At 39.2% G+C, this 24,030-nt stretch carries 19 protein-coding genes; 12 read left to right on the plus strand and 7 right to left on the minus strand.

All coding sequences use genetic code 11. From position 1 onward, the window contains the following. Positions 1-15: 15 nt before the first annotated feature. Together QLH32_RS06195 and QLH32_RS06200 are read right to left on the minus strand one after the other, a co-directional pair. The gene (locus QLH32_RS06195; protein WP_283268682.1) at positions 16-2,499 is read right to left on the minus strand and encodes an ABC transporter permease; all 2,484 of its coding nucleotides are present in this window, start codon (positions 2,497-2,499) and stop codon (positions 16-18) included. Continuing rightward, complete coding sequence (locus tag QLH32_RS06200; RefSeq protein WP_283268683.1) at positions 2,496-3,200, minus strand: ABC transporter ATP-binding protein; 705 nt, start codon at positions 3,198-3,200, stop codon at positions 2,496-2,498. The genes QLH32_RS06195 and QLH32_RS06200 overlap by 4 nt, the downstream gene beginning before the upstream one ends. Before the next feature lie 36 nt (positions 3,201-3,236). Here QLH32_RS06200 and QLH32_RS06205 point away from each other — a divergent pair, with 36 nt between their 5' ends. Further along, positions 3,237-3,866 carry an arylesterase gene (locus QLH32_RS06205; protein WP_283268684.1) on the plus strand — a complete coding sequence of 210 codons (630 nt, stop codon included), beginning with the start codon at positions 3,237-3,239 and terminating at the stop codon, positions 3,864-3,866. A gap of 305 nt (positions 3,867-4,171) precedes the next feature. Here QLH32_RS06205 and QLH32_RS06210 read toward each other — a convergent pair whose 3' ends face one another. Further along, complete coding sequence (locus QLH32_RS06210; protein WP_283268686.1) at positions 4,172-4,786, minus strand: carbonic anhydrase; 615 nt, start codon at positions 4,784-4,786, stop codon at positions 4,172-4,174. Positions 4,787-5,023: 237 nt separating this feature from the next. Here QLH32_RS06210 and QLH32_RS06215 point away from each other — a divergent pair, with 237 nt between their 5' ends. Next, complete coding sequence (locus QLH32_RS06215; RefSeq protein ID WP_283268687.1) at positions 5,024-6,037, plus strand: alpha/beta fold hydrolase; 1,014 nt, start codon at positions 5,024-5,026, stop codon at positions 6,035-6,037. Between the two features lie 20 nt (positions 6,038-6,057). After that, positions 6,058-7,068 carry a hypothetical protein gene (locus QLH32_RS06220; RefSeq protein ID WP_283268688.1) on the plus strand — a complete coding sequence of 337 codons (1,011 nt, stop codon included), beginning with the start codon at positions 6,058-6,060 and terminating at the stop codon, positions 7,066-7,068. A 32-nt stretch (positions 7,069-7,100) separates the two neighbouring features. Here the strand turns inward: QLH32_RS06220 and QLH32_RS06225 are convergent, their stop codons facing one another. Beyond that, a complete protein-coding gene (locus QLH32_RS06225) occupies positions 7,101-9,131 on the minus strand; it encodes a ligand-gated channel protein (protein WP_283268689.1) in 2,031 nt (676 codons plus the stop codon). A 226-nt stretch (positions 9,132-9,357) separates the two neighbouring features. Then, positions 9,358-9,996 (minus strand): Fe-S biogenesis protein NfuA, encoded by a 639-nt coding sequence (nfuA, locus tag QLH32_RS06230; RefSeq protein WP_267981035.1) that lies wholly within the window; start codon positions 9,994-9,996, stop codon positions 9,358-9,360. A 153-nt stretch (positions 9,997-10,149) separates the two neighbouring features. On the opposite strand from nfuA, the gene QLH32_RS06235 reads away from it, so the two are divergent. Next, positions 10,150-10,767, plus strand: a complete 618-nt coding sequence (locus QLH32_RS06235) for a rhomboid family intramembrane serine protease (protein ID WP_267981036.1) — start codon at positions 10,150-10,152, stop codon at positions 10,765-10,767. Positions 10,768-10,933: 166 nt separating this feature from the next. Then, positions 10,934-12,064: a helix-turn-helix transcriptional regulator gene (locus QLH32_RS06240; protein WP_283268692.1), complete on the plus strand. Its 1,131-nt coding sequence runs from the start codon at positions 10,934-10,936 to the stop codon at positions 12,062-12,064. 21 nt (positions 12,065-12,085) lie between these two features. Here QLH32_RS06240 and epmA read toward each other — a convergent pair whose 3' ends face one another. Continuing rightward, the gene (gene epmA, locus QLH32_RS06245) at positions 12,086-13,069 is read right to left on the minus strand and encodes an EF-P lysine aminoacylase EpmA (RefSeq protein ID WP_267981038.1); all 984 of its coding nucleotides are present in this window, start codon (positions 13,067-13,069) and stop codon (positions 12,086-12,088) included. Beyond that, positions 13,066-14,133 (minus strand): 4-phosphoerythronate dehydrogenase, encoded by a 1,068-nt coding sequence (locus QLH32_RS06250; protein WP_267981039.1) that lies wholly within the window; start codon positions 14,131-14,133, stop codon positions 13,066-13,068. The genes epmA and QLH32_RS06250 overlap by 4 nt, the downstream gene beginning before the upstream one ends. A gap of 444 nt (positions 14,134-14,577) precedes the next feature. Here QLH32_RS06250 and QLH32_RS06255 point away from each other — a divergent pair, with 444 nt between their 5' ends. The 7 genes from QLH32_RS06255 (at position 14,578) to QLH32_RS06285 (ending at position 24,028) form a co-directional block, all read left to right on the plus strand. Continuing rightward, positions 14,578-15,795 carry a tyrosine-type recombinase/integrase gene (locus tag QLH32_RS06255; protein WP_283268694.1) on the plus strand — a complete coding sequence of 406 codons (1,218 nt, stop codon included), beginning with the start codon at positions 14,578-14,580 and terminating at the stop codon, positions 15,793-15,795. Between the two features lie 132 nt (positions 15,796-15,927). Next, a complete protein-coding gene (locus QLH32_RS06260) occupies positions 15,928-16,887 on the plus strand; it encodes an Abi family protein (protein WP_267981041.1) in 960 nt (319 codons plus the stop codon). 594 nt (positions 16,888-17,481) lie between these two features. Beyond that, on the plus strand, positions 17,482-18,990 hold the full coding sequence (locus tag QLH32_RS06265) for a recombinase family protein (protein WP_283268696.1): 1,509 nt from the start codon (positions 17,482-17,484) through the stop codon (positions 18,988-18,990). 2 nt (positions 18,991-18,992) lie between these two features. Beyond that, positions 18,993-19,901, plus strand: coding sequence for a ParB/RepB/Spo0J family partition protein (locus tag QLH32_RS06270; protein WP_267981043.1), 909 nt, complete (start codon positions 18,993-18,995; stop codon positions 19,899-19,901). After that, positions 19,888-20,760 (plus strand): plasmid partitioning protein RepB C-terminal domain-containing protein, encoded by an 873-nt coding sequence (locus QLH32_RS06275; protein WP_283268697.1) that lies wholly within the window; start codon positions 19,888-19,890, stop codon positions 20,758-20,760. Before QLH32_RS06270 ends, QLH32_RS06275 begins: the two co-directional genes overlap by 14 nt. A 216-nt stretch (positions 20,761-20,976) precedes the next feature. Next, positions 20,977-22,344, plus strand: coding sequence for a TolC family protein (locus tag QLH32_RS06280; RefSeq protein ID WP_283268698.1), 1,368 nt, complete (start codon positions 20,977-20,979; stop codon positions 22,342-22,344). Continuing rightward, positions 22,334-24,028 carry an efflux RND transporter periplasmic adaptor subunit gene (locus tag QLH32_RS06285; RefSeq protein ID WP_283268699.1) on the plus strand — a complete coding sequence of 565 codons (1,695 nt, stop codon included), beginning with the start codon at positions 22,334-22,336 and terminating at the stop codon, positions 24,026-24,028. The genes QLH32_RS06280 and QLH32_RS06285 overlap by 11 nt, the downstream gene beginning before the upstream one ends. Positions 24,029-24,030: the final 2 nt, after the last annotated feature.

Below are 24,030 nucleotides of genomic sequence, written 5' to 3' on the forward strand. Positions count from 1 at the left end.
AAAGCCTTTCTTTCATCAAGACTGATTCATTTCCCTTAAACTTTGCAACGGTGGAATATCGCATAAATAACTGAGGCGATAACGACCAATCAACATACAAATCAGCATCATGCTTAACGGTAAAATCAGCCAGATCGCAGGATGCCACTGAATCGCCATTTGCATCTTATAACTGGCAATTGCACTGATCACCTCAGCAAACAAACAGGCCACCAATCCTGCCAATAAACCAATAAAGCCAATTTCTAGGCTTAACATCTGTTTTAGCCTGTTTTTACCACTGCCAAAAGAGCGTAATAACGCCACTTCCTTACGACGTTCATCCATCAGCACATTTAGGCAGGCAATCAACACCAACACACCAGACAGCCCTACCAACAACGCCAATACGGTAATGATCTGCACCAGTACATCCACCAGACGTTTAACTTCATCCAGAATTCGTCCGACATCAATAAATACAGTATTGGAAAATTGCTGAATCACTTGCACCATTTTTGGCTGATCTGCTGGCGGCACATAAAAACTGCCCAGATAGCTGCCTGCATTTTCATCCATGCTTTGCGGTGAAAAAATAAAGAAAAAGTTCGGGCTAAAACTCTCCCATTCCACCGAACGCAGGTTAATTACGGTTGCCTGCAATGTCCCCTCTGGCAAACTAAAATCAAGACGATCACCAACTTTAATGCCTAATTCATTTGCCAGTTTGGCTTCGACTGAGACCTGCCCTACTTGGCTAAATTTCGGATTACCCTCGGTAATCACATTATCTTTCGGATATTCTATAGCCTGCGTCAGATTCAGTTCCCGACGCAAGGAATTATTTTGCTTGACCAGCTCAGGCGCAAAGGCCTGCCCATTTTTTGCAATTAAACGCCCCCGAATATTGGGATAGAGCGGTGTCGATTGCCATTGATTCTGTTCAAGTTGCTGCTTCAACTGTGGCATATCAAAAGGTGGCAAACCATAGACAAACTGATTGGGCGTCCCCTCAGGGAGTTGCTGTTGCCAGCGCTGTAATAGATCCGTTCTCAGCACACTGAGTACAGTAATCAGACTTAATCCCAAAGCCAGCGCAGTGACCTGTAAGGCCGTCTGATGCGGAATCCGCACATAAGCAGAAATTGGATGCTTTAATTGCTTAATGGCTTTTAACATCAACCAAATTACGGCATAAAGCACGGCACAAAGGATTAAAATTGCAGCCAAGACCAATAGGCTGAGTTGCAAATTATCGCTCAATACCAAGCTAAAAATAATCAGACTCATCACGCCCACTGCAAACATGGCGAAATAGGATTTACGTGAACGCTCCTGTTGACGGATCACCCGAATTGGTGGCGTATTCAGTAACTCCCAAATACTTGGCAAGATAAAACCAATTAACACCATCACACTGGTAAAAATCGCCACAGGCAAAGCCAGCAAGAGATCGGTTACAGCAAAACTCAGTTGCAATTGTGGAATCAGTTGCAGCATCAACTGCAATAAACCGTAGCCCAAACCAATCCCAATCAGGCTACCAAGTACAATGGATAAAGCACTGACAATCCCAAGCAGAGCAATATAGGCAAATAAAATCTGACGCTTACTCGCACCTAGACAACGCATCAAGGCAATATGATCCTGATTTTGCTGTACATAACGCTGGCTGGTCAATGCAATGGCAATCCCACACAGCAAAATGGTTAATAAATTGGCAAGTTGCAGAAATGTATCCAGATTTTCAATCGGTTTCATCAAGCGCGTATTGGATTGATTGGCATCCCTAAGCTTGAGTGAAGTCTGTTCATTATTCTCAAACTGCTGATCTTGCTGCTGTTCAGAATGTAACTGATTTTTTTGCTGCTTAAATATTTTTTTAAAGGCTTTGATCTGTTCAGGCTGACCTGCCATTAATAAACGATATTCAACACGGCTACCCACCTGAATGGCATTGGTCTTTGCAATATCTGCTTGATGAATGATAACGGTTGGTGAAAAACCTGAAAAGCCAAGTTCCTGATTAGAGTCATGCTCAATCACACCTGTCACGATAAACTGCCCATCAGCAATGGCAACCTGACCGCCCAGTTGAGTATGTAATAAATCCATCGCACGAGGACTTAGCCACACCTGACCTTGTTGAATGGATTTTGCTTTAGGCTGAATGTCCATTTTGCCACGCAATGGAAAATGCTCATCCACCGCCTTGACATTCACCATCACAAACTGGTCTTGGGTATGCGCCATTGAGCCAAATACCGTGACTGGAGCTTGTTGCAAATTTAGCTTTTGTGCTTGTTGCAACCATTTGGCTTGAATGGGATCATTATCGGACATGACCAGATCAGCACCCAGCATTTCCGCAGCCTGTAACGCCACCGCATTCTGGACTTGGGTATTACTAAACTTGAGTGCGGTGGTGGCACTAATCGCCAAAGACAAGGCAATAATCAGTAAATACAGGCCACCCGTCCGAAAACTTTGCAGCAATAAGGGCTTGAGAATTGATGTCATATTCCCTCCCCAGCCTTGACGATTTCCTGAATCTGCCCATCAACAAGTTTGACATGACGTTGACATAATGCAGCCAGATTTTGGTCATGGGTGACCAACACCAAAGTTGTACCTAATTCTCTATTTAAATCAAATAACAGTTGTTCAATTTCCTCGGCAGTTTGCCCATCCAGATTACCTGTCGGTTCATCGGCAAAAATAATCTTCGGTTCGGCAATCAACGCACGGGCAATCGCTACACGTTGCTGCTCACCGCCTGACAAAACTTTTGGGGTTTGCTGTGCCTGACGCACCAGCCCAACACGTTCCAGCCATGCCAGTGCTTTTTGCTCAGCCTGCCTAAAGTTAAAATCAGGTTGCAGACGTAATGGCAACATCACATTTTCCAGCGCACTCAATTGCGGTAAAAGTTGAAATGCCTGAAATACAAAACCAATATTTTCCAGTCGTACTTGCGCACGTTGTTCTTCCGTTAACGTGTGAACCGCTTGCCCACAAACGTCCAATTTGCCTGAACTGGGCCGATCCAGCGTTGCCAAAATGCCCAGTAAAGTCGATTTCCCTGAACCTGAACGTCCTGTAATAGCAATCTGCTCACCTTGATAAATGTCCAAATCAATGTCTTTTAAAATGGTTAAACTTTGCTGGTGAATCTGAATATTTTGTGTAACTTTTCGGGCAGAAATAATTGGTTGTGGCATGATGTCACGTATCCTTTAGGACAAATTTTAAATGCGATGCAAAAATCTAAACTGATCTGGTCCATCCCTAAAACACTTGCAATCATGACCCTTTGTGTGATACCAACACTGGTTTCAGCCAAGACCATTTTAATTTTGGGTGATAGCCTGAGCGCAGGTTATGGCATAGACCCCAAACAAGGTTGGGTAAATCTGTTACAACAACGTTTAGACCAACAGTATCCGAAACAGCATAAGGTGGTCAATGCAAGTGTCAGTGGCGAAACCACCAGTGGTGCATTGGCGCGACTGCCTAAATTATTGCAAACCTATAAGCCCGAAGTGGTAGTAATTGAACTGGGCGGCAATGATGGTTTGCGTGGGCAACCACCACAAATGATCCAGAACAATCTAGCCCAATTGGTACAACTGAGTCAAAAGCAGAAAGCGACTGTTTTACTATTTGGTATGAAAATACCACCGAATTATGGAACTGCGTATAGCAACGCTTTTGAGAATAATTATAAAATTGTAAGTCAGCAGTATAAGGTGAAATTACTACCTTTCTTTTTGGATGGTGTAGCAGGCAACAAGACTTTGATTCAGAATGACCAGATCCATCCCAATGCCAAGGCACAACCAATCATGCTGAATTTGGCTTATCCTTATATTAAAGAGGCTTTATAAATAACGTGAGTTCGACAAAAATATGATACTTAGAAACGTCATTCGCAATTGTTCGAGACAGGACTACATTAATAAGATATTGTTTCTGCGATATATTAAACTATTTGCTGGTAGTCAACGAGTTTTGCGATGAGTAGCATTAGCTGCGCAAGATGCCTTTCTTGCGAAGCGTTGCTTCTCATTTGGGCGAAACCAAAGTAAGGCCAGCCGCAGGCTTATCCTGAAATTGAATGAGAACTCGGCACGACTCCACCAAGATAATTATTTTCAGAAAAATCAAATAATTTTAATTAACTCTGGCTAAATCAAAAATCAAAGAACGTCACTTCACCTGTTTCCAGCGAATATTCTGCTCCCACCACAATCAGCTTGCCTTTCTCAATCAACTGTTCTAGCACAGCAGAACCATGACGCAACTGATTGACCGATGCAAACACATTAGAACGAACCGCATGGGCAGACAGCTTTTTCAAATCACCTTTGAGTTCGGTTTGCATCAAAATCTCAACCGATGGACGAACCCGATTTACAATCGACATCAGGTTAGACGATGGCGGCTGCTCTGGATGCATCAAGGTATCAATGGTGGCCTGAATCGCACCACAATGGCTATGCCCCAGCACCACCACCACAGCACAATCATATCGCTCTGCCGCAAACTCAACACTTCCCACCTGTGATGGCGCAACGATATTGCCTGCAACACGAATCACAAATAAGTCACCCAGACCTTGATCAAACACCATTTCCGCAGGGACACGTGAATCTGAACATCCTAAAACAATTGCAAATGGGTTTTGATTTCCTGCCAATGCAGCACGTTCCTGGTGAGACAGGTGATTCTGTGAGGTTGCCTCACCTTTCACAAAACGAGCATTACCAACTTTTAAACGTTCCAGAGCTTCTTTGGCAGTGAGCATGCGTGCATCCATCTATGATTGACATGAGCCAACAGTTTAATGTGCGCCTGTTTGAAAGTCACTGACAAAAATAGAATCCATCTAAATACCAGCCTGTCTTTTAATCAGGAAAATAGCGAAAAACGGATGATTTCATTGGCAAGAATTTCCATACATCTGTAGATTATGCAAATGACTCCCCTAATATCTTCCCCAATAATCAATGGGTTTAAAAATAGATCAAGGATAGAACAAATCATGATGAACCGTCTTTTTTCCATCTCCTTTCGCAAGACCTTAACCGCAGCTTTGATTTCATGCAGCTTGGCAACAATCGCAATCAGCTCAACACAGGCAGCCGAAATAGAAATGAGCTTTCAAAATGTGCTGCAACAGGAACGTGCATGGGCAGGTTTACAGACCAAAACCTTAAAAGTCGGTGATATCACCTGGTCATATAGTGAGGGTGGTCAAGCTGGAAAACCGATCGTGATTTTAATTCATGGCCTAGCAGGCAGCCGTGACAACTGGAACCGTGTGGCACGGGCCTTAACCGCCAACTACCATGTGATCATCCCAGACTTGCCAGCCAGCGGTGAAACACAGGTTCCAAAAGATTTTGACTATTCCGTTCCAAACGTCACTGAAAAGTTACGCCGTTTTGTTGAGGCAGCCAACCTAACCAGCCCAGCACATATTGCAGGTCACTCACTTGGTGGTTCAATTGCCATGCTCTATGCAGGGCAATATCCATTTGAGACCAAAAGCCTGTTTTTAATTGATGCTGCGGGCGTATATAAGGCTGCAACCACACCATATTTAAAAGATCCAAACCAGATCAAGAACATGATTGTCAGCAAAAAAGGCGATTTTAATTATTTAATGCAACAGGCCATGTTTACCCCACCATTTATTCCAAAAGAGATTGCTCAGGCACAGGAAAAAATGATGATTGGTCAGGTTGAACAAACCCAGAAAATGGTGGATCAGTTAATTGCGCTCAATAAGTTATATACACCAGATTCATTTGCGTTGCTGGCAAGATCAATTGATGCGCCAACACTGATTTTATGGGGCAAGCAGGATAAAATTATCAATGTTGAGGTTGCACCTGAGTTAAAATCACTGCTAAAAAATGCCCAGACACCTGTCATTCTGGATAATGTGGGCCATATGCCTATTCTGGAGGCAGACCAATTGGTGGTTCAGCAATATTTACCATTCCTGAGCAAGATTCAGTCACAAAAACCTGTAACTGCGCCAACTCCATAAACTTAAAGTTATAAAATCCTATGCCTAAACATCCAATGATAGAACAACTGATTGACGCACAACTTGATTTTCTGGATCAAGAGTTTACACAGGCCGAAACCATTCAACATGAGTTTAAACAGTTCTATCATTGGTTGCGCTTGCAGCAACTCCAGCATATCTGGTCATTTGAACAAATCTTTAAACTGATTGAAAAACAAATCCTAAGTACACCTGCAAGTTCATTTCTGATTGAACAAATTGCAGAACATATCCGCTTTGCCCTGATTCATCCACGCAATGATCAAACCAACATTGAAGATGTAATTCCTGTTTTAACCATTGACTCAATTGCGCAATATGTTGCAGGTAAAAGTGGCCATCGCCAGCGCCTGATTAAAACCATTGTCGATAATCCTGCCTTTTCTGCCCTGATTACCCAGCTAATTCAACACTCCATTCAGGATTATCTAGATAATTCAGTGATGTCCAAACGTGTGCCAGGCGTTGGGCATTTTATGAAAATGGGCAAATCAGTTTTGGAAACGGTGACCGATTCCAACCTGAATGACACGATTGGTCATTACCTACAAAAAAATATATTGAAGATCAGCCAGATGAGTGAACGGGTATTAAACCAGCACTTTAATGATGACAAGTTGTACCATTTCCAGGCCAACATTTGGCATAAAATTAAAGTCATGCCCTTATCAGTCTTACGCAACTATGTTGAGGTACAAGACCTACCCCAAACTGTGGGAATGGGGCATGAAATCTGGGATCATATCCGTCAAACAGATTATTTAAAACAGCAGGTCCATGATGGGGTCTATGCATGGTATGCGCGTAATCAGGAGCGCACATTTGATTTATTACTCCGCGATCTGAATATTGATGAAACCCTGATTGAAAGTGAATTGAGTGATTTACTGACACCTGTGTTACAGCAAGTGATTCAAACAGGTTATTTAAGACAACGTGCCCGCACCTATTTAGAAAAATTTTATTATTCAGAACAGGTTTCTGAAATTCTGACAAAACAAGGCGCATAATGCGCCCTGTTTTGCAAATATCAAGTTAATCTTTAAAAACTGTAAGTCACCCCAAGGTTATAACGGCGACCATCCAGAACATAACTATAAGTTTCTGTATCAATCTCTTTATCAAACAGGTTATAAACGCCTGCGGCAATCGCGACATTCTGGGTAGGCTTATAGTTTAACCCTACATCAACCAGGGTATAGGCTGGCTTGCCTTTCGCCATCGCGGTACGGCTTAAATAATCCGATGTCTTACTGCGATAGTTGACACGTCCCCAGCTAGAAAACTGGTCACTGATTTCCCAGTCTGCGGTAGTATTAAACATATGTTTTGGCATTTCATTTAAAGGCTTGCCTTTATTCACGCCACTCTTCTGCTCTGTATCGGTAAAGGTATAGTTTGCACTCAGGTTCACATTTGGCAAGACTTTCCAGCCCAATGTTGCCTCCGCACCCCGCATGTTGGCTTTATCCACATTTTCCCGCAGGCTAACAAAGTCAAACTTTTCACCCAACCAATCACAACTCAGTGACCCTGAAGCACCCTGACAGGTTCTGATTTCAGTAATCTTGTCCTTAAATTCACTGTTAAACAGGGTCAGTCCCGCATTCAGGTTATCGAGGTTATCCCAGTTGAATGATACTTCATAGTTTATGCTTTTTTCAGGTTTAAGCTCAGGATTTCCCACAATCACGCCCTTGCTCTGACCACCACCTGTTGCCTGTCCCCACTCTGCAACCGTTGCACGTAGTGCTGGTGTCTTATAACCTGTCGATACACCGCCCTTGATTACCCAGTGATCGTTTAAGCCCCAAACGCCATAGACTTTCGGACTCCAGTGATCACCAAACTTCTCATCCTTGTCCAAACGAAGTGAACTCGTCAGGGTAAAGTCATCGACAATATTCCATGCATCTTCAGCAAACAATGCCCAGCTATAACGATCCAGACTGGAAATTGGTGTCGCACCACCAAGACTCAACTGGTTGCCTTTATCGTTCAGCTCTTCCTTTAAATACATGCCACCAAAACTCAGGCTGTGCTGATTAAGGTTAATCTTGTTCAATGTATTAAATGTGGTGTTGACCGCTTCCATATTGCGTGATGGATTGTCATTTTCTTCACGCTGGATATAGGAATGGGTTTCCACTGCACCAATCTGCCCACGATGGGTCAGGTTGTATTCAGTACGGTAATAATCTGTTAATGAATTGACGGGTGGGTTTCGACCTGTTTGCACAGGTGAAATGGTTTTCCCCACAGTTGCATCACGGTTCTGGATCGAACGCTGATATTCCAGTTCAACGGTATGATCATCATTTGGTATCAAACTTAATGCCGCCCCACCTGCACGAATTTTTTGCTTGTTATATCCCCCATAGATTTCATCTTCTTCACGCTGTGAAAATAATCCATTGGCCTTGAATGACAATAAGTTGGCGATCAGGGGACCTGAAAGATAGGCATTGGATTGATAAATATTTCCTGATCTGGAATCTTCCTGCAATGTGGTATCCAGCTTGATTGATCCCTGCCATTCATTACCTTTTTTCTTGGTAATGATGTTGATCACCCCACCCATTGCATCTGAACCATACAAGCCTGACATTGGGCCACGAATCACTTCAATACGCTCGATTGCGCCAATATTTGGCAACCAGCCCTGTTCAATCCCAGAATTGTCACTATTTGGGCGGACTGAACGTGTATTGATTTTTTTGCCATCGACCATAATCACGGTATAGGCACTGCCCATTCCACGGATACTGATGTCGCTTGAACTGCCACCACCTGTGACCACCACACCTGGAACATCCTTTAAGGCATCCGTTACATCACGGTAGGCCTTTTTATTGATTTCTTCCTGAGTCAATACTGAAATGGAAGCCGCAGCCTTTTTAATATCCTGTTCAAACCCGCTTGCCGTAACCACAATTTTTTCCAGCTGAACTGCCGCATGATTATTTGAAAGTTCACCTTTATTTTGTTGGCTTTCTGCCGCATGGGCATACGCCATCATGCCACTGAGAATTGAGAGGGTAAGTAATGATTGATGGGATATTTTATTGGACATAGTCACACCTGAATCAGATAAATCTTAATAATTTCTTAAAAATTCATGGGAATTCTAACAAAAAATAAATAAAACACAATAAAAATGATAATTATTATTATTTATAAATCCTCTTTTGATTTATTGTATCCTGTTATGAAACAAGAAGAAATATGATTATTTTTTATCAAAAAATAAAAAAGCCCTTGATAGGGCTTTTTAAAACTACTGTATATTTCCAGCTTTATTACTTAAAATATGCACCCTCAGCCTGAGTATGGTCAGTTTGGTCAACCACACGCTGCAACTCAGGAACATGCTGTCTCAAGGTGGTTTCCACACCCTGCTTTAACGTTACATCAATCGCAGAACAGCCCTGGCAACCACCACCAAATTTCAACACAGCGGTTAAACCATGTTCAGGATCATTCTGTACTTCAACCAAGCTACAGTTACCGCCATGCCCTTCCAATCCAGGATTAATCTCAGATTGCAGCACATAGGTGATCCGTTCTTCAATTGATGCATCTGGCCCTACACGAGGTACTTTCGAGTTAGGCGCACGGAAAGTTAATTGCCCACCAAAACGGTCTTTGTTGTAGTCAATCACGGCATCAAGCAAATATGGGATAGATGGCGCATCGATATAAGCTGGAAAGTCAGGGTAATCCTGCTTATAGTCAGTTGGCACCACTTCTTCAGGTGCACTATAGGCCATACAACATTCGGCACGTGGTGTACCTGGATGTTCTACAAAAACTCGAACGCCAATTCCTGGAGTATTTTGCTTTGTTAATAAATCACTTAAATACTCTTGTGCAGAGGGAGTAATCAAAAGGTTTGGAATTTCTTCTGCGACAGCAGTGTTGGTGTTCTCAGTCGACATAACAATAATCCTCAAGCTGATGTCGTTATATTAACCGAAGATGGAGGGGATTTAAAAAAAATCAACCATTTTTGTAGGAATTATATGCCAGATGATTGTTTATTCACTTTTTAATGGCATTATTGCCTAGACACTGATCAATCTAAAATTTTTATGTTACCTCTACCCTTTAGTCACACTGTGACACTCATCATTATTACCATTGCAATTTCCCTATTGGCATTTTCCAATCAGGCCGTCATGAACCGCCTGATTTTTTGGCCGCCCGCCATGCAGCGTGGACAATATGACCGTTTCATCACCCATGGTTTTATCCATGCCGATGGCGCTCATTTACTGTTTAATATGATCACGCTGTTTTTCTTTGGCAATATTATCGAAAGCTTTTATCGCCAATTCTTTTATGACATGGGCTTTGTACTGTTTTATCTGGGTGGACTGATTATTGCGATCTTACCCAGCTATCTAAAGCACCGTCATGATGTACACTGGGCAAGTTTAGGAGCTTCTGGCGCGGTTTCAGCAGTCTTGTTTGCCTATATTTTATTTCAGCCCTGGAACCTGATTTTTGTCTTTTTCATTCCCGTGCCTGCCATTATCTTTGCAGTTTTATATGTTGCTTACAGCATCTGGTCTGGTAAACGAGGTAACAGCAATATCAACCATAGTGCCCATCTCTGGGGAGCGGCTTATGGCGTAGTGGTCACCATTCTGCTGGAACCACGAGTGATTCCACATTTTCTCAACCAGCTCACCAAATTACCATTTTAATAAATATTCAGGACTGGCCCCATATTTGGGGCTTTTATTCATCACATCTCATTTCGTCAGATAATTGCACAAAAAATCACAATTCCCTCAGAACCCGATTTTATTTAGCCAAAACCCATATAAAATATAGAAAATATACTTTATTCATTTTAATAGGGTTTTTTAAATGAATCTAATCCAGCAGAGCACTGTTATGGGAATCTTAAACAAGGTTCAGTGTGCCGATGACTGGATTATTTTTCTAGAACAACTGAATCATCATTTTAATGTACAGGCTTCCCAAATTTTGGCGATTGACCTTGAGGTTGAAGCCCTATCCTTTAGTATTCATCACGGCGTAAATTTTGATTCCAACCAATTAGAACAAGCAGCCCTAAAACAAATTCGTCTGGAAATTGATGATGATCCACGTTTAAGAAAACTACTGTCAGCGCCATTAAATGGCTGGATGCATTGTACAGAACATTTTGAGGAGCATGAGATTACCCAGACACAGGTCTACCAGCAGGTGCTGCAACCTTTAGATTTACGCTTCTGCTCGGCAATTCAGGTGATTTATGATCATAAAGTCTGTGTGATTCTCTCATTCCTCACCAGTTTCAGTCGTGGCCCCCTCGGCTGTGCCGAACTCCAGCCAGTTTATGAAATCTTGCCCCTGTTGCAGCAAAAGATGCAGCAATATCGCCATCATTTTGAATATTCCACTATGACCCTGCTGGGATCACAGCTGATTCAAAAGATGAAGCAACCCATTGCAATCATTAACTTAAACGGCGATATTCTGGAGATGAATCCAGAGGCTAAACATTTACTGGTAAATAATCAGCATATTCATACCAGACAACGCCGTTTCACATTCAGCCTTGAAAATAACCAAATGGTGTTTAACCATAAATTAATGGAACTCGAACGCAGCTATAAAAACAGTCATGACCTGGCTTATGCGGAACGAACCAAGATCATGATGCTGGACCACCATTTATTCCTGACCCTGGATTTACTTAGCCCAGAAAAAACCCATAAGATTTTTGGATTGCGCCCAGTTTTACTGGCAACTTTTTCAGGCCTCAAACACAAACCAAAATATCAAAAGGAAATCTGTACCCAGCTTTTTATGTTTACCCCTGTTGAGCATAAAATTTGCGAACAGCTACTGGAGGGTAAAACCACCAAGGAAATTGCACTTTCATATGAGATTCAGGCAGATACAGTTAAAAAACATCTGCAATCCATTTTTAAGAAAACCAAGACCCACCGCCAGGGTGAACTGGTTCAGTTACTCATGCAATTTTCATAAAAGTATTTGATACATCAATCATTAAGCAATTTCAGCTGGAAATGCAATGACCTGATCAATCTTGACCTGATTCATTGCTACCATCAATAAACGGTCTATACCGAGCGCAATCCCTGAACATTCAGGCATATTCGGCAAGGCTGCCAGTAAGTGCTGATCTGTTGGAATTACAGGTAATCCCTGCTTGGCACGTTCTTTATTATCTGCCTCAAAACGGGAAGCCAGCACTTCTGTATCCAGAAGTTCATCATAGGCATTAGCCAGTTCAAGCCCCTCGATATAAACCTCGAAACGCGCTGCGACCTGCTCTCCATCCTCATCCTGTTTAACTTTTGCCAATGACGCCATTTCTGGTGGAAAATCAGTCAAGAAAACGGGGGCATCAAAACCCAGACTCGGCTCAACAAAATGGGAAAACAACAGATCCATATAGCCTAAACGATCATCGCCCAAGTCAAGGTTAAGTCCAACCCGATGGGCTGTATCTTTAAGTTGCTTCAGTGTTGCCTGCAAGGGATTAATATCCAGACGATCCTGAAACGCATGTTTATAACTGAGAATCATGGGGCGAATTTCACCAAAACGATGTGCCAAACAAGTTTCCAGCAGGTCTGCGGTTTCATACATCAACGCCTTTAAATCCAGTCCAGGTCGATACCATTCCAGCATGGTAAATTCACTGTTGTGTTTACGTCCATGCTCATCATCACGGAAAACTTTACAGATTTGGTAGATCGCCCCACTGCCACTGGCCAGCAATCGCTTCATGGGAAATTCTGGTGAGGTCTGCAAATATTGGATATTTAATTTTCCATGTATATGACGCTGCACCTTTACGGAAGCCAAATGAACATCGGTTACACCTGCCTGAGATAAAATAGGTGTTTCCACTTCCAGCACATTGCGCTCAGCAAAGAACTGGCGAATTTTCTGGTACATCTCCGCACGCGCTTTTAGGGCTTCAATAGAACAGCTGGGTTGATAAGTTTTCATAGCCTGACTCATGCCTTTGGCCCTCCATGTGCAGCCCATTCACGGCGCAAAGGGTAATTTTTACGGAGTAAATCAAAAGCTTTCTGCTCTACTCTCCCTGCCTGAACACAGGCACGAAGCTGCTGATCATCTTCAGCAATATTATAAATCTGAACCAAATGTTGTTTTAATGAGGCTTTTAAATTCTGCTGCCCAAAATACTGTTCAACAGTTGGTAACTGACTCTCAAACCGTTTTGATGGTTGATAGCCAAATGTATGACAAAAGGCCTCATAAATCATCTGTGTGCCTCTGGCCTTACCCTCCAGACTATAGCCCGCAATATGCGGTGTTGCCAAAGCCAATCTTTCTAAAAGTTCTTGAGGAATTTCAGGTTCAAACTCAAAAACATCCAGCACAACCTGACGTTTGGTCTTTTCAATATCTGTCATCAGTGCTGATTGTTGAATCACTGGACCACGTGCGCTATTGATTAAAATAGCGCACGGTTTCATTTCAACTAATGCAGCTTCATCAAATAAATGCTGTGTTGGATAATCACCAGATGTGGTTAGAGGCACATGAATCGAGATCGCATCAGCCTGTTTTAACAGCTCCTGAAAGGATACATTTTCAATGCCAGCGAGTTGCACATAAGGGTCATAGCCAATCACATTCCAGCCCAATAATTGCGCCATCACTGCCAGTCGTTTTCCAACATTACCCAAGCCAACAATCGCTAAAGTAAACGCCTTATTTTCTTCCAATAAATCCATATTTAGATGCAGTAAGGCGGTAATGACATATTCGGCAACTGCCTGCGCATTACAACCTGCCGCATTGCTCCATGCGATGTTCTGTTGTTCTAAAGCTGGAATATCGAGATGGTCTGTGCCAATGGTGGCACTGCCCACAAATTTAATTTGAGTTTGATCAATTAAATCATGGTTGACCTTGGTCACGGATCGAACCAAAAGTGCATCGGCATCCTGTACATCTGCCTGTGTCAGTGTACGCCCTGCCTGATGCTGTATTTCTGCAAATTCCGCAAAGAAATAATCGGTAAACGCCAAATTTTCATCTGCGACAATTTTCATGCAGTGCTTTCCATAAATTAACCTGTGATTATTATCCTTAGCGCAAGAGAAATTGACAAATCAAATCTCAAAGTTACAGTTAAAATAGCAAGAAACCCTTAATTTTGATGGGATGATGAGACTTATCTGGAGTGCCACGCAATTGGTTTCTTTGGTGATTATTTTCTGCATCTGGATGATTATCTTATTTCGATAAATCCTAATAATGCCATAATAAAAAATCCCTGCAAACGCAGGGATTTTTTTGATAAAAACGATGATGAGATTACATCATGCCAATTAACAATCTAACCTTCTCTAAACACCAATTACATTAACAACTATCCATTTGATTTAAATATATTTTTATTCTAACTTTCCATAACAACGTGATACATGCAATTACCAATTTTTGTGAGTAAGATTGTGAGTAAGAGCTTTCAATAATAGCGTTACTCACACTTTATGCTAAACGATCTTAAAATCAAAAGATTAAAACCACGTGAAGAATTATACCGCATAGCTGATCATTCAGGACTGTGTATAGAAGTCCGCCCATCTGGTGGCAAATTCTGGCGTTATCGCTACCGATTTCTTACAAAAGCAAAAATGCTAACAATCGGTCAATATCCTGAAATTACTTTAGCATACGCTCGCTCAAAAACAATGGAGTATCGAGAGCAACTCGCCAAAGGAGTAGCCCCAATAAGCCACCAGAAAAATGAACGCCTTGAAGCAATCAAAGCAAATAATGGTACATTCCGTTTAGTCGCTAGCGAATTTATGAATTCTCGGAAAGCTCAACAATCCAAGAAATGGGAACAGCGCCGCACCAGTTATTTTGTGAAAGATGTTTACCCTCTTATTGGTAATAAGCCTATCCACGAGATTGACTCCATTGATATTAAGACTGTGCTTGATAGTACTATGACAAGAATCAAAAAATCAGGAAAGGGTACAGGAGAAGTTAAAGGAATTTTTGTAAGACAAATCATCGGTGAAGTTATGGAATATGCAATTATCACAAAACGTATTTCTATAGATCCTACTTATGTTCTTAGGGGTTACATTAAACAGCCAGATGTAACCCATGCCAGACCACTAACTGAGTCTGAAAAAAAAGTACTTATGCCTAAGCTCAATGCATACGGTGGCTCAGTTAGCACACGAAATGCTATTAAAGCCGCAACATACACATGGCTTAGAAGCATTGAGATACGTCGAGGCAAAAAGGAATATATTGATTTTGAAGATAAGACATGGACGATTCCAGCAGTATCGAGGGCTGATATTTTGGCTGGCAAGCGCAATATGAAAAAGAACAGAATGCATGTTGTACCATTGTCTGACCAAGCCATTGAAATCATAAAAGAGCAATTTTCGCTTTATCCTGACAGTGAATATATATTTGCTGGAGAAGACGGAGAAATGATGGGTAAAACCACGTTGAATACTGCCCTGAGTAATATGAAGTTAGAGTTCAGGATGCATACTCTAAGAGCAACTGCATCCACTGTGGCAAATGAGAATGGTTTTAATAAGGATTGGGTTGAAATACAACTTGCCCACGTTTCTGATAATAAAACACGCGCATCATACAATCATGCTCAATGGTTAAATGACCGTAGAGCAATGATGCAATGGTGGGCTGATCATGTAGATAGTTGGAATAGTAATGAATGAATGATTTATATATCTACCAAATTCATATAATGATCTCTTCGAATGTATGAAGCATACTCTGAAAAGTACTGTGCATTATCAACTTTTAAAATCATCTCAGCATATGATCAATGAATGGTCTAGAGTTGGAACATGATTAAGCCTGTAAAAACATGGAAGTCTTATTCCGATCAAATACAACTATTGCAACAGCGTGGTTTAATCATCACCGACCAAGCTAAAGCAATCAATTACCTACAAAGAATAGGCTACTACCGTCTAAGTGGCTATTGGTATCCATTCCGCCAAACCAATGCAGTAACACAACAAAAACTGGATACTTTTATTGCAGGTTGCCAATTCGAAGATGCAGTACAACTCTATATCTTTGACAAAAAGCTACGACTTCTCATTCTAGATGCGATAGAACGCATTGAAATGGCAGTAAGAGTTGATATTGCTTACTGCTTAGGTAAGCTTAATCCCCTAGCACATCTGAATCCTGTCAGTTTTCATGGTGGTTTTTCCAAAACGATTCACCGAAATAAGACACAGACAGATTATCAAAGTTGGTTGATTCGTTATCAGGAAACCATACGGCGCAACAGCAAAACTGCATTTGTTCAACACTATATTCAAGAATATGGTGGGCAACTCCCTATCTGGGTTGCTATTGAAATATGGGATTTTGGTATGATGTCTACACTCTTCGCAGGGATGAAAAAGTCCCACCAAGATCAAATTGCTCAAAAGTATGGTGCAGCAGATGGTAAAGAATTTGCCAAATGGCTAAGAAGCTTTAATCATCTTCGTAATATTGCAGCTCATCATAGCCGCTTATGGAATGCCAATATTGTAGATCGTTCTAATGTCCCTACGACACTTTCAACTTATACCCTAAATAATGCTAAGCCTTTCTTATATTTATGTTTAATCAAACAAATATTAGATGTAATTTGTCCAAATTCACAATGGGGTGAAAGACTTAAGCAATTGTATTTAGATTTTCCACTGAAAAATCATGTGGTTGTAGATATAAGAGATACTGGCAGTATTACAGGATGGGAAAATTGGCAACTCTGGAAAAATAAAAGCCAACACGTACATAATTGATCACAACTATGAAGAGGTGTTGGGCGTATTAGGGTTATTATGGAGTAAAGCTAACTTTAGATCAATATCTCTTACCAACTATCTGATTTTTTAGACCATTACAGTAGCCAGTTTAAGTTAAAATTTCTAAGAAAGGATTCTTATCTAGAATTGCAGCGTTAGACTTTTTCTTTAAAAAATCTATTAAATTATCTTGACGATATAAAAGCATTACAATTTCCTGAAGTGAGCAAAAGAATAATGTTTTATGACTGAGAGCATCTCTACACTGAGATATTACGGACTCCGTATATATAATTATAAATATTTAAAAGATTAAGTCAGTATGAATAGCGTCATCTTCGAAAAGCTGTAGAGTACGAATATGTACCTCAGCCTGTCTAGGGTCAGTTTTTCCTATATAAATTGTATTAGTTCAGACTTAATCTGATAGATATGTTAAAAATTTTTTAAAAAGTATAATTGTCATAATACATACATTATTTTGTAACATATTCCCTCTACATTTAAAAATCACCCTATTTCTTTGATAGGATTATCGCTAAAAATGTCTCTATCAAATCAAAATAATAAAAAATTCATGTGGCCGCATATATGCGAATGTCCACTGATGATCAAAAAAATTCTATAGAAAATCAATTATCTTTTATTAAAGGCTATGCTGCCGCTCATAATATGATTATTGTAAAAGAATATAAAGATATAGGAATAAGTGGTTTAAAATTTGATAACCGCCCAGCAATACAACAACTTTTATCAGACGTTATCAACCATCAAGCCGATTTTGAAATCGTTTTAGTTTATGACATGAGCCGATGGTCTCGTTCACAAAATACAAAAGAAAGTCGGTTCAATCTGTATTTATGTGAAAAAAATGGTGTAAGGGTCATTTGCTGTGTAGGAAATGGGGCTAAATATGATAGTAATCCTGATGAGTTTTCCGCAGAAATAAGGGAACTATTTGATTTACATGACGCAGCTAATTTTAGCAAGAATCTATCCTTACGTGTCTTTCGTGGACAATGTCACCTCATCACTTTAGGATTTAGACAAGGTGGTTCTGCTGGTTTCGGTTTTCGTCGAGTACTTTTTGATGGTGCAGGCAATAGAAAATTTATCTTAAAACGTGGGCAATGGAAAAGTTTACAAACCGATCGGGTAATTTTAGAAAAAGGTCCTCAAGAAGAGGTTGATATCGTCAATAAAATTTATCAATGGTTTGTATATGATCGAAAAACTGAAAGAGAAATTGCAGATATTTTAAATTCAGAAAGTATAAAAACAGATCTGGATAGGCCTTGGACTAGAGGTGTCGTACATCAGATCTTAACCAATGAAAAATATATTGGTCATAATGTATATAATCGTAAATCCTTTAAACTTAAAGCTAAACGAGTATCTAACCCTCCAGAGGAATGGGTGCGTAAAAATCATGCTTTTCCAGCAATTGTACCATTTGATTTATTTGAGCAGACTCAAGACATCATTTATAAACGTTCTAAAAAAATCACAAAAAAACAGATGATAGAATTATTAAGAAAATTACTAGAAACTAAAGGTAAATTATCAGGTCTGTTGATTGATGAACAAGAGAATATGCCATCCTCATCTATTTATCGTGCTAAATTTGGTGGACTATTAAAGGCTTATATCTTGGTGGGATTTAAACCTGAAAGGGACTATTCATATATTGAAACAAACAAAAACCTAAGAGATATGTATCCGCAGATCTTAGAACAGGTAAATAAAGTTTTCAAAGAATATGGTTCAGAGATAAAACAACTAAGTAATGGTCTGATCTGTGTTAATAATGGGCTAAATATATCTATTATCTTATCCAGATGTATTACCAAGTCTCCATCAAATCACCAATGGTTATTACGTTTTGACAGTGGACTAAAACCAGATATTACAGTTGCAGTACGAATGAAACCTGATAATCTCAACATTTTAGACTATTACATCATTCCTCATCTGGCAATTCAAGATGACATATTAAAAATTAACTCACTCGATCAATTTACTCTAGATGTATATAGATTTGACTCACTTGATTTTTTGTATAAATCAACCACTCTTATTCCCCTTTTTAAGGTAAGCTAGTTATGCAAGAAATTGGCAACATAAAATTAATCCCCATTAACAAAATCAATATTGCAAATCCAAGAGCGCGTGGACGAAAACAACATAATGAAATTGTTGAAAGTATAAAAAATTCTGGATTAAAGAAACCGATTACTGTTAGAGTTCGCACCGACCAATCCAATGACCTTGAATATGATCTAGTCTGTGGTCAAGGGCGTATAGAAGCATTTAAAATACTTAAACAAGAATATATTTGGGCTTGTATCCTAGAGGTTTCTGAAGATCAAGGTATGGTCATGAGTCTTGTTGAAAATATTGCAAGGCATAATCGCTCATCTATTGAACAGTTACATGAAATTAAAGCACTAAAAGAAAGAGGTTATTCTAACAAGCAAATTGCTGAACGTATTGCGACAACAGAAAACTGGGTGAATATCGTCCTCGCTCTACTTGAACGAGACGAAAGCCGTCTTTTGACTGCGGTTGATAGCGGAGTAATACCTATTGATCTTGCTGTTTCAATCTCCAGAAGTAGTACCGTAGAAATTCAAAATTTACTCACTGAAGCTTTGGAAAAGAAAGAAATTAAAGGAAGTCAAATTTCAACTATACGCAATATTTTGGATAAAAGAGAAAGAGGTTTCAAGAACCAACCTAGTAATAATGTTTTTGGTCGTAACCCTATAAGACCAAATAAAATAAGTTTAGAGGATCTTAAAAAAATCTGCGATGAAGATATGATTGAATTTGAGCTCATATCAAAAAAATCTCAACTCGTGCAGGACAATATTATTTTTATACAAGAAGCCTTTAAAAAACTAATCGCTATTCCTGCATTTCGGGATTTATTAATTCAACAGGGAATTAAGAAGTTTCCTGAAACCTTACAGCATCTCATTGACTTTGGCCTGACTTATGAAGACAAATAAAGAACTAACGATTAAAGCATCATTTATTCCCAGTATTTATTTAATAGATATAGATAGAATCGTTCCATTAAAAAAATTTCCAAAAGAGTATAAATTAAGCAAAAAGTATCATCAAATTTTACAATCTGTAAAAAATATTGGTTTAGTTGAACCCTTAATTGTTTATCCCTCTCCTCAAAAACCAGATAGTTACCTACTAATGGATGGACATTCAAGGTTACTTGCATTACAGGCCTGTGAGCAAATTCAAGCTAAATGTATCATTAGCACTGAAGATGATACTTTTACCTATAATAATAAGGTAAATCGACTTGCATCAATTCAAAGTGTAAATATGATTATTAATGCTGTAAATATTGGTGTTCCTATATCAATAATTTCACAAACACTTAATATTTCAGAAAAAACTATAAGAGGAAAATTTAACTTATTAGTCGGGATTTGTGAAGAAGTCATTAAAATTTTATCCGATCAGCATGTATCTATGGGGGTTTTTCCGATATTAAGGAAAATGAAAAAGTTACGTCAGATTGATGCAGCAACAGGTATGAAAACTAAACAAGACTTTTCTGTTAAATATGCTCGTTTCCTTTTAGATAGCAGTGCAGAACATCAAATATACCCTTTAGAAAAAAAGAAAAGTATGGTCGCTGATAGAGAAAGCAATGCCCAACTACAAAGAGAGATTTCAAATCTTCGAGTAAAACAAAAAAATAAGTATGATACCTTTGCAACAGATAGCTTTAAACTTACCATTATAAGACCATTTATCAAAGAGTTACTTAATAATGTAGAAATTGTTAAATGGTTGGCTAAACATAAAAATGAATATCTCCTTAAATTTAATGAGATTATATAAAACAGAAATGATAAATTCTTGTGGGCATAGCTTTGATTTAATTTCTTGGTCGAAACAAAAATTCGATTATGTCCTTTATTTTTCAATGACTTAAAAAATTGAGGTTGGCGTAAAATGGTAGTGTAATACACAATAAACCCTCCTATTTATCTTTCACCCTCTACCAACTTTCTATTTTTTATGTAAAAATTACAAAAACATACAATTCATTACATCATGAATAACAATCGCTTTCTTTCTACACACAAGATTATCTGTGCTGTGGTAACAACTTTGCTTACACAACCAGTGATCGCAGATGATTTATTTACACTTTTTTATAAGGCAAAACTTCACTCCCCTCATTTACCTTTGGCTGATGCTCAAAAAGAGATTGCCAAACAAAAATTAAATCAGGCTCTGGCAAGTAAGGATGCCAAGATTAATTTCACAGCCCAAGAGAAAATGGGACAAAATAAACGTCCTGGTCAACCTGAAACAGACTATCGTGTGCGCAATTATGCTCTACAGTTTTCTGTCCCGATCTACAACAGAATACAGGATGAGACCATTTCAACAGCCCATCTTGGAGAGGCAATTGCTTTGGAGCAATTTCAGGTCAGTTATAATGAACTGTTGCAGAATGTTGTAGAGCAATACTTTAAGATACTGAGTTTAAAATCCAGACTTGAACTTATACAGCAGCAAAAAGTACTTGTTTTAGAACAGAAGAGAATGGCAAATGCAAACTTCGCTCAAGGCATGGTTTCGATTACTGATCTAAAAGAAGCTGAAGCCAAGTTTTCAACACTACAAAGTCAAGAGAACAGCATCAATTTTGAGATCAGCAAGGAACAAAGTATTTTAGCTGAACTCATTGGTACAGATGAATTTGCTTTTGCCAAAAATAGTATTCCGTTAGAGAAGTTACCTCAACTGTCTTATTCAGATCAGTCACTATATAATCAGTTACTCTTGACGAAAAACCATCAAATTAGAATTTCGGAACTGAATTTAAAAGTATCCCAAAACGAAATAAAACAATCCCAGGCAGAAAAATATCCTGTACTCAATTTTTCTGCAAAATTAAGTCGTAATTTTGATTCTCAAGATTCTGCATTTACCAGTAAGCAAGATGGTCTGGATTATCTATATGGTTTTGAGTTAAATATTCCAATGTATAACTCTGAAAACTATTACAAAATTAAAGAGCAAAAAGCGACTTTAGAGAAAAATAAGAATGAGCTTTTGCTTACAACACAAAAGCAAAAGGCTCAAATGCTGGATAATTTTTATAGCACGCTTTCTTCTATCTCAAAAGCAAATGGAATGCAGGACGCCGAATACTCTTCTCAAAAAGCTTGGCTGGCGAATAAAAGGGCTTATGAAGTTGGAATGCGTGTCAATGCCGAAGTGCTAGAAGCCCAGACCAAATATTTCGAGGCAAGGCAAGAACGTCTTTCTGCATGGTATGAGGCATGGCAAAACTATATCAAATTAAAAATAACGACGGGCACATTAATTGAGCAAGAAATTATAGATATTGATCGAATTTTTTATGCAACCACATCTTCTCAAGAATTAAGTTATAACCATGTTAAATAATAATATTCATCATTTTCCAAATGCAATTCAAGTCTGGCTCATCAATTTAAAACGTTTAAATGTCAATGTCTTGGATATTTGTTTTGAGAATTTAATCGATCTTGGCAGCCATGTTTTTCAAGATAATGATTTAAATGAATTATGGAATTCAATAAAAGCACAATTATCTACAGAGAAACCTGTCGTTATCCAGAAAAGTGAGCAAGGCTATTTAATCGGGTATTTATTAACAAACTCAAGTTCCTCATCATTAATTGGTTTATCCATAGCGCCTCCGATCAGTGAAATTACCCTTGAACTGGTACGAACCAGCATGGGATGGCTTTTTTATGAACAGCAAAGTCAAAAACTGCAACATGCCTTTCAAGCAGAACAACTTCTAGAAATTTTTGCTCATGTGATTAATCAAACTCAGTTTAGAATCGCTGCTCAGGAATGGATTAACCAAACAACAACTTATATCCGAAATCAATTTCCACATTATCCCAATATCCAGTTAAATTATTTGCTGATTAAAGATAAGCAAAAAGTTCAATGGATTGTGTCTTCCGAGCTGTCATGGACAGAAAAAGGCGCAGCAGATATGCAAAAGTTGAATGAAATTGCATTGCAAACCCTATTTTTACAACATGAGTTACATGAAGAGCATTGGTTTGGCTATCCAGTGTTTAATCAGGGGAAAATTCAAGCCATTGTTGTGGCTAAAGATCGTTATTTTGAACAACACGATTCCCATACGGCACTCAGTCTATATTTAAAAAGCAATATTGATCTTATCCATCCCCTGCTCAAGCATTGGCATCAGTCAGAACAAGGACTAATCGAACATAGTTTAAAATCAGGACAAAACCTGTTCAAAAAATATAGTTCAGATGGACACTATACATGGAAGATTATTACAGGACTTCTGGTTATATTCTTGTTGTGTATTACCCTAGTTCCTGTAGATAAACTCGTCACTGCCAATTTAAATGTTGAGGGTAAAACCCGCTGGATTATTTCTGCCCCTACACAGGGTTTTATACAGCAAGTATTGGTTCGCCCAGGTGATAAAGTCAAAAAATCACAACCGTTAATTCAACTTGATGATACAGATTTAAAAATTCAAATTGCAGAACAACATAGTTTGCTTGATCAGGCCCAGCATCAGTTTCGCGTTGCCATGGCTGAACAGAACTTAACGGATAGTGGTTTGGCAGCCAATCAGATTAAACAGCAAGAAGCAAAAATTCAGACCTTACAAAGAAAAATTAATCAAACAACAGTCACTGCCCCAATTACTGGAACAATTATTGATGGCGACTGGATTCAGCAAATTGGAACACCTGTTGAGGATGGCAAGGAATTATTCCAGATTGCATCACAAGATGCCTATAAGGTGATTTTACACGTTGCCGATAAAGATATTCATTTTATACAGAAAGATCAAAATGGGGTTTTAAAGTTAACTGGTTTACCTGATCAAACCTTTCCGATTCGTATCACCCGTATTACGCCTGTTGCTTCAGTACAAAACAATGTCAATGGATTCAAAGTTGAAGCGGCATGGCTGGATTCACCTCCAGCCCTCACGCCTGGAATGCAGGGTGTTGGGAAAATAACGGTGGGTAAAACCAATCTGCTGTTCCGTTGGTCAAGAGATTTCATCAATTGGATGAAACTAAAAATCTGGTCAAACTGGTAACA

Source organism: Acinetobacter corruptisaponis, assembly GCF_030053775.1.
Taxonomy (GTDB): domain Bacteria; phylum Pseudomonadota; class Gammaproteobacteria; order Pseudomonadales; family Moraxellaceae; genus Acinetobacter; species Acinetobacter corruptisaponis.

What these genes read in the sequence shown, in the direction of transcription:
- QLH32_RS06195 (WP_283268682.1), bottom strand. Translation starts at nt 2,499, where the DNA reads ATGACATCAATTCTCAAGCCCTTATTGCTGCAAAGTTTTCGGACGGGT.
- QLH32_RS06200 (WP_283268683.1), bottom strand. Translation starts at nt 3,200, where the DNA reads ATGCCACAACCAATTATTTCTGCCCGAAAAGTTACACAAAATATTCAG.
- QLH32_RS06205 (WP_283268684.1), top strand. Translation starts at nt 3,237, where the DNA reads ATGCAAAAATCTAAACTGATCTGGTCCATCCCTAAAACACTTGCAATC.
- QLH32_RS06210 (WP_283268686.1), bottom strand. Translation starts at nt 4,786, where the DNA reads ATGCTCACTGCCAAAGAAGCTCTGGAACGTTTAAAAGTTGGTAATGCT.
- QLH32_RS06215 (WP_283268687.1), top strand. Translation starts at nt 5,024, where the DNA reads ATGATGAACCGTCTTTTTTCCATCTCCTTTCGCAAGACCTTAACCGCA.
- QLH32_RS06220 (WP_283268688.1), top strand. Translation starts at nt 6,058, where the DNA reads ATGCCTAAACATCCAATGATAGAACAACTGATTGACGCACAACTTGAT.
- QLH32_RS06225 (WP_283268689.1), bottom strand. Translation starts at nt 9,131, where the DNA reads ATGTCCAATAAAATATCCCATCAATCATTACTTACCCTCTCAATTCTC.
- nfuA (WP_267981035.1), bottom strand. Translation starts at nt 9,996, where the DNA reads ATGTCGACTGAGAACACCAACACTGCTGTCGCAGAAGAAATTCCAAAC.
- QLH32_RS06235 (WP_267981036.1), top strand. Translation starts at nt 10,150, where the DNA reads ATGTTACCTCTACCCTTTAGTCACACTGTGACACTCATCATTATTACC.
- QLH32_RS06240 (WP_283268692.1), top strand. Translation starts at nt 10,934, where the DNA reads ATGAATCTAATCCAGCAGAGCACTGTTATGGGAATCTTAAACAAGGTT.
- epmA (WP_267981038.1), bottom strand. Translation starts at nt 13,069, where the DNA reads ATGAGTCAGGCTATGAAAACTTATCAACCCAGCTGTTCTATTGAAGCC.
- QLH32_RS06250 (WP_267981039.1), bottom strand. Translation starts at nt 14,133, where the DNA reads ATGAAAATTGTCGCAGATGAAAATTTGGCGTTTACCGATTATTTCTTT.
- QLH32_RS06255 (WP_283268694.1), top strand. Translation starts at nt 14,578, where the DNA reads ATGCTAAACGATCTTAAAATCAAAAGATTAAAACCACGTGAAGAATTA.
- QLH32_RS06260 (WP_267981041.1), top strand. Translation starts at nt 15,928, where the DNA reads ATGATTAAGCCTGTAAAAACATGGAAGTCTTATTCCGATCAAATACAA.
- QLH32_RS06265 (WP_283268696.1), top strand. Translation starts at nt 17,482, where the DNA reads ATGCGAATGTCCACTGATGATCAAAAAAATTCTATAGAAAATCAATTA.
- QLH32_RS06270 (WP_267981043.1), top strand. Translation starts at nt 18,993, where the DNA reads ATGCAAGAAATTGGCAACATAAAATTAATCCCCATTAACAAAATCAAT.
- QLH32_RS06275 (WP_283268697.1), top strand. Translation starts at nt 19,888, where the DNA reads ATGAAGACAAATAAAGAACTAACGATTAAAGCATCATTTATTCCCAGT.
- QLH32_RS06280 (WP_283268698.1), top strand. Translation starts at nt 20,977, where the DNA reads ATGAATAACAATCGCTTTCTTTCTACACACAAGATTATCTGTGCTGTG.
- QLH32_RS06285 (WP_283268699.1), top strand. Translation starts at nt 22,334, where the DNA reads ATGTTAAATAATAATATTCATCATTTTCCAAATGCAATTCAAGTCTGG.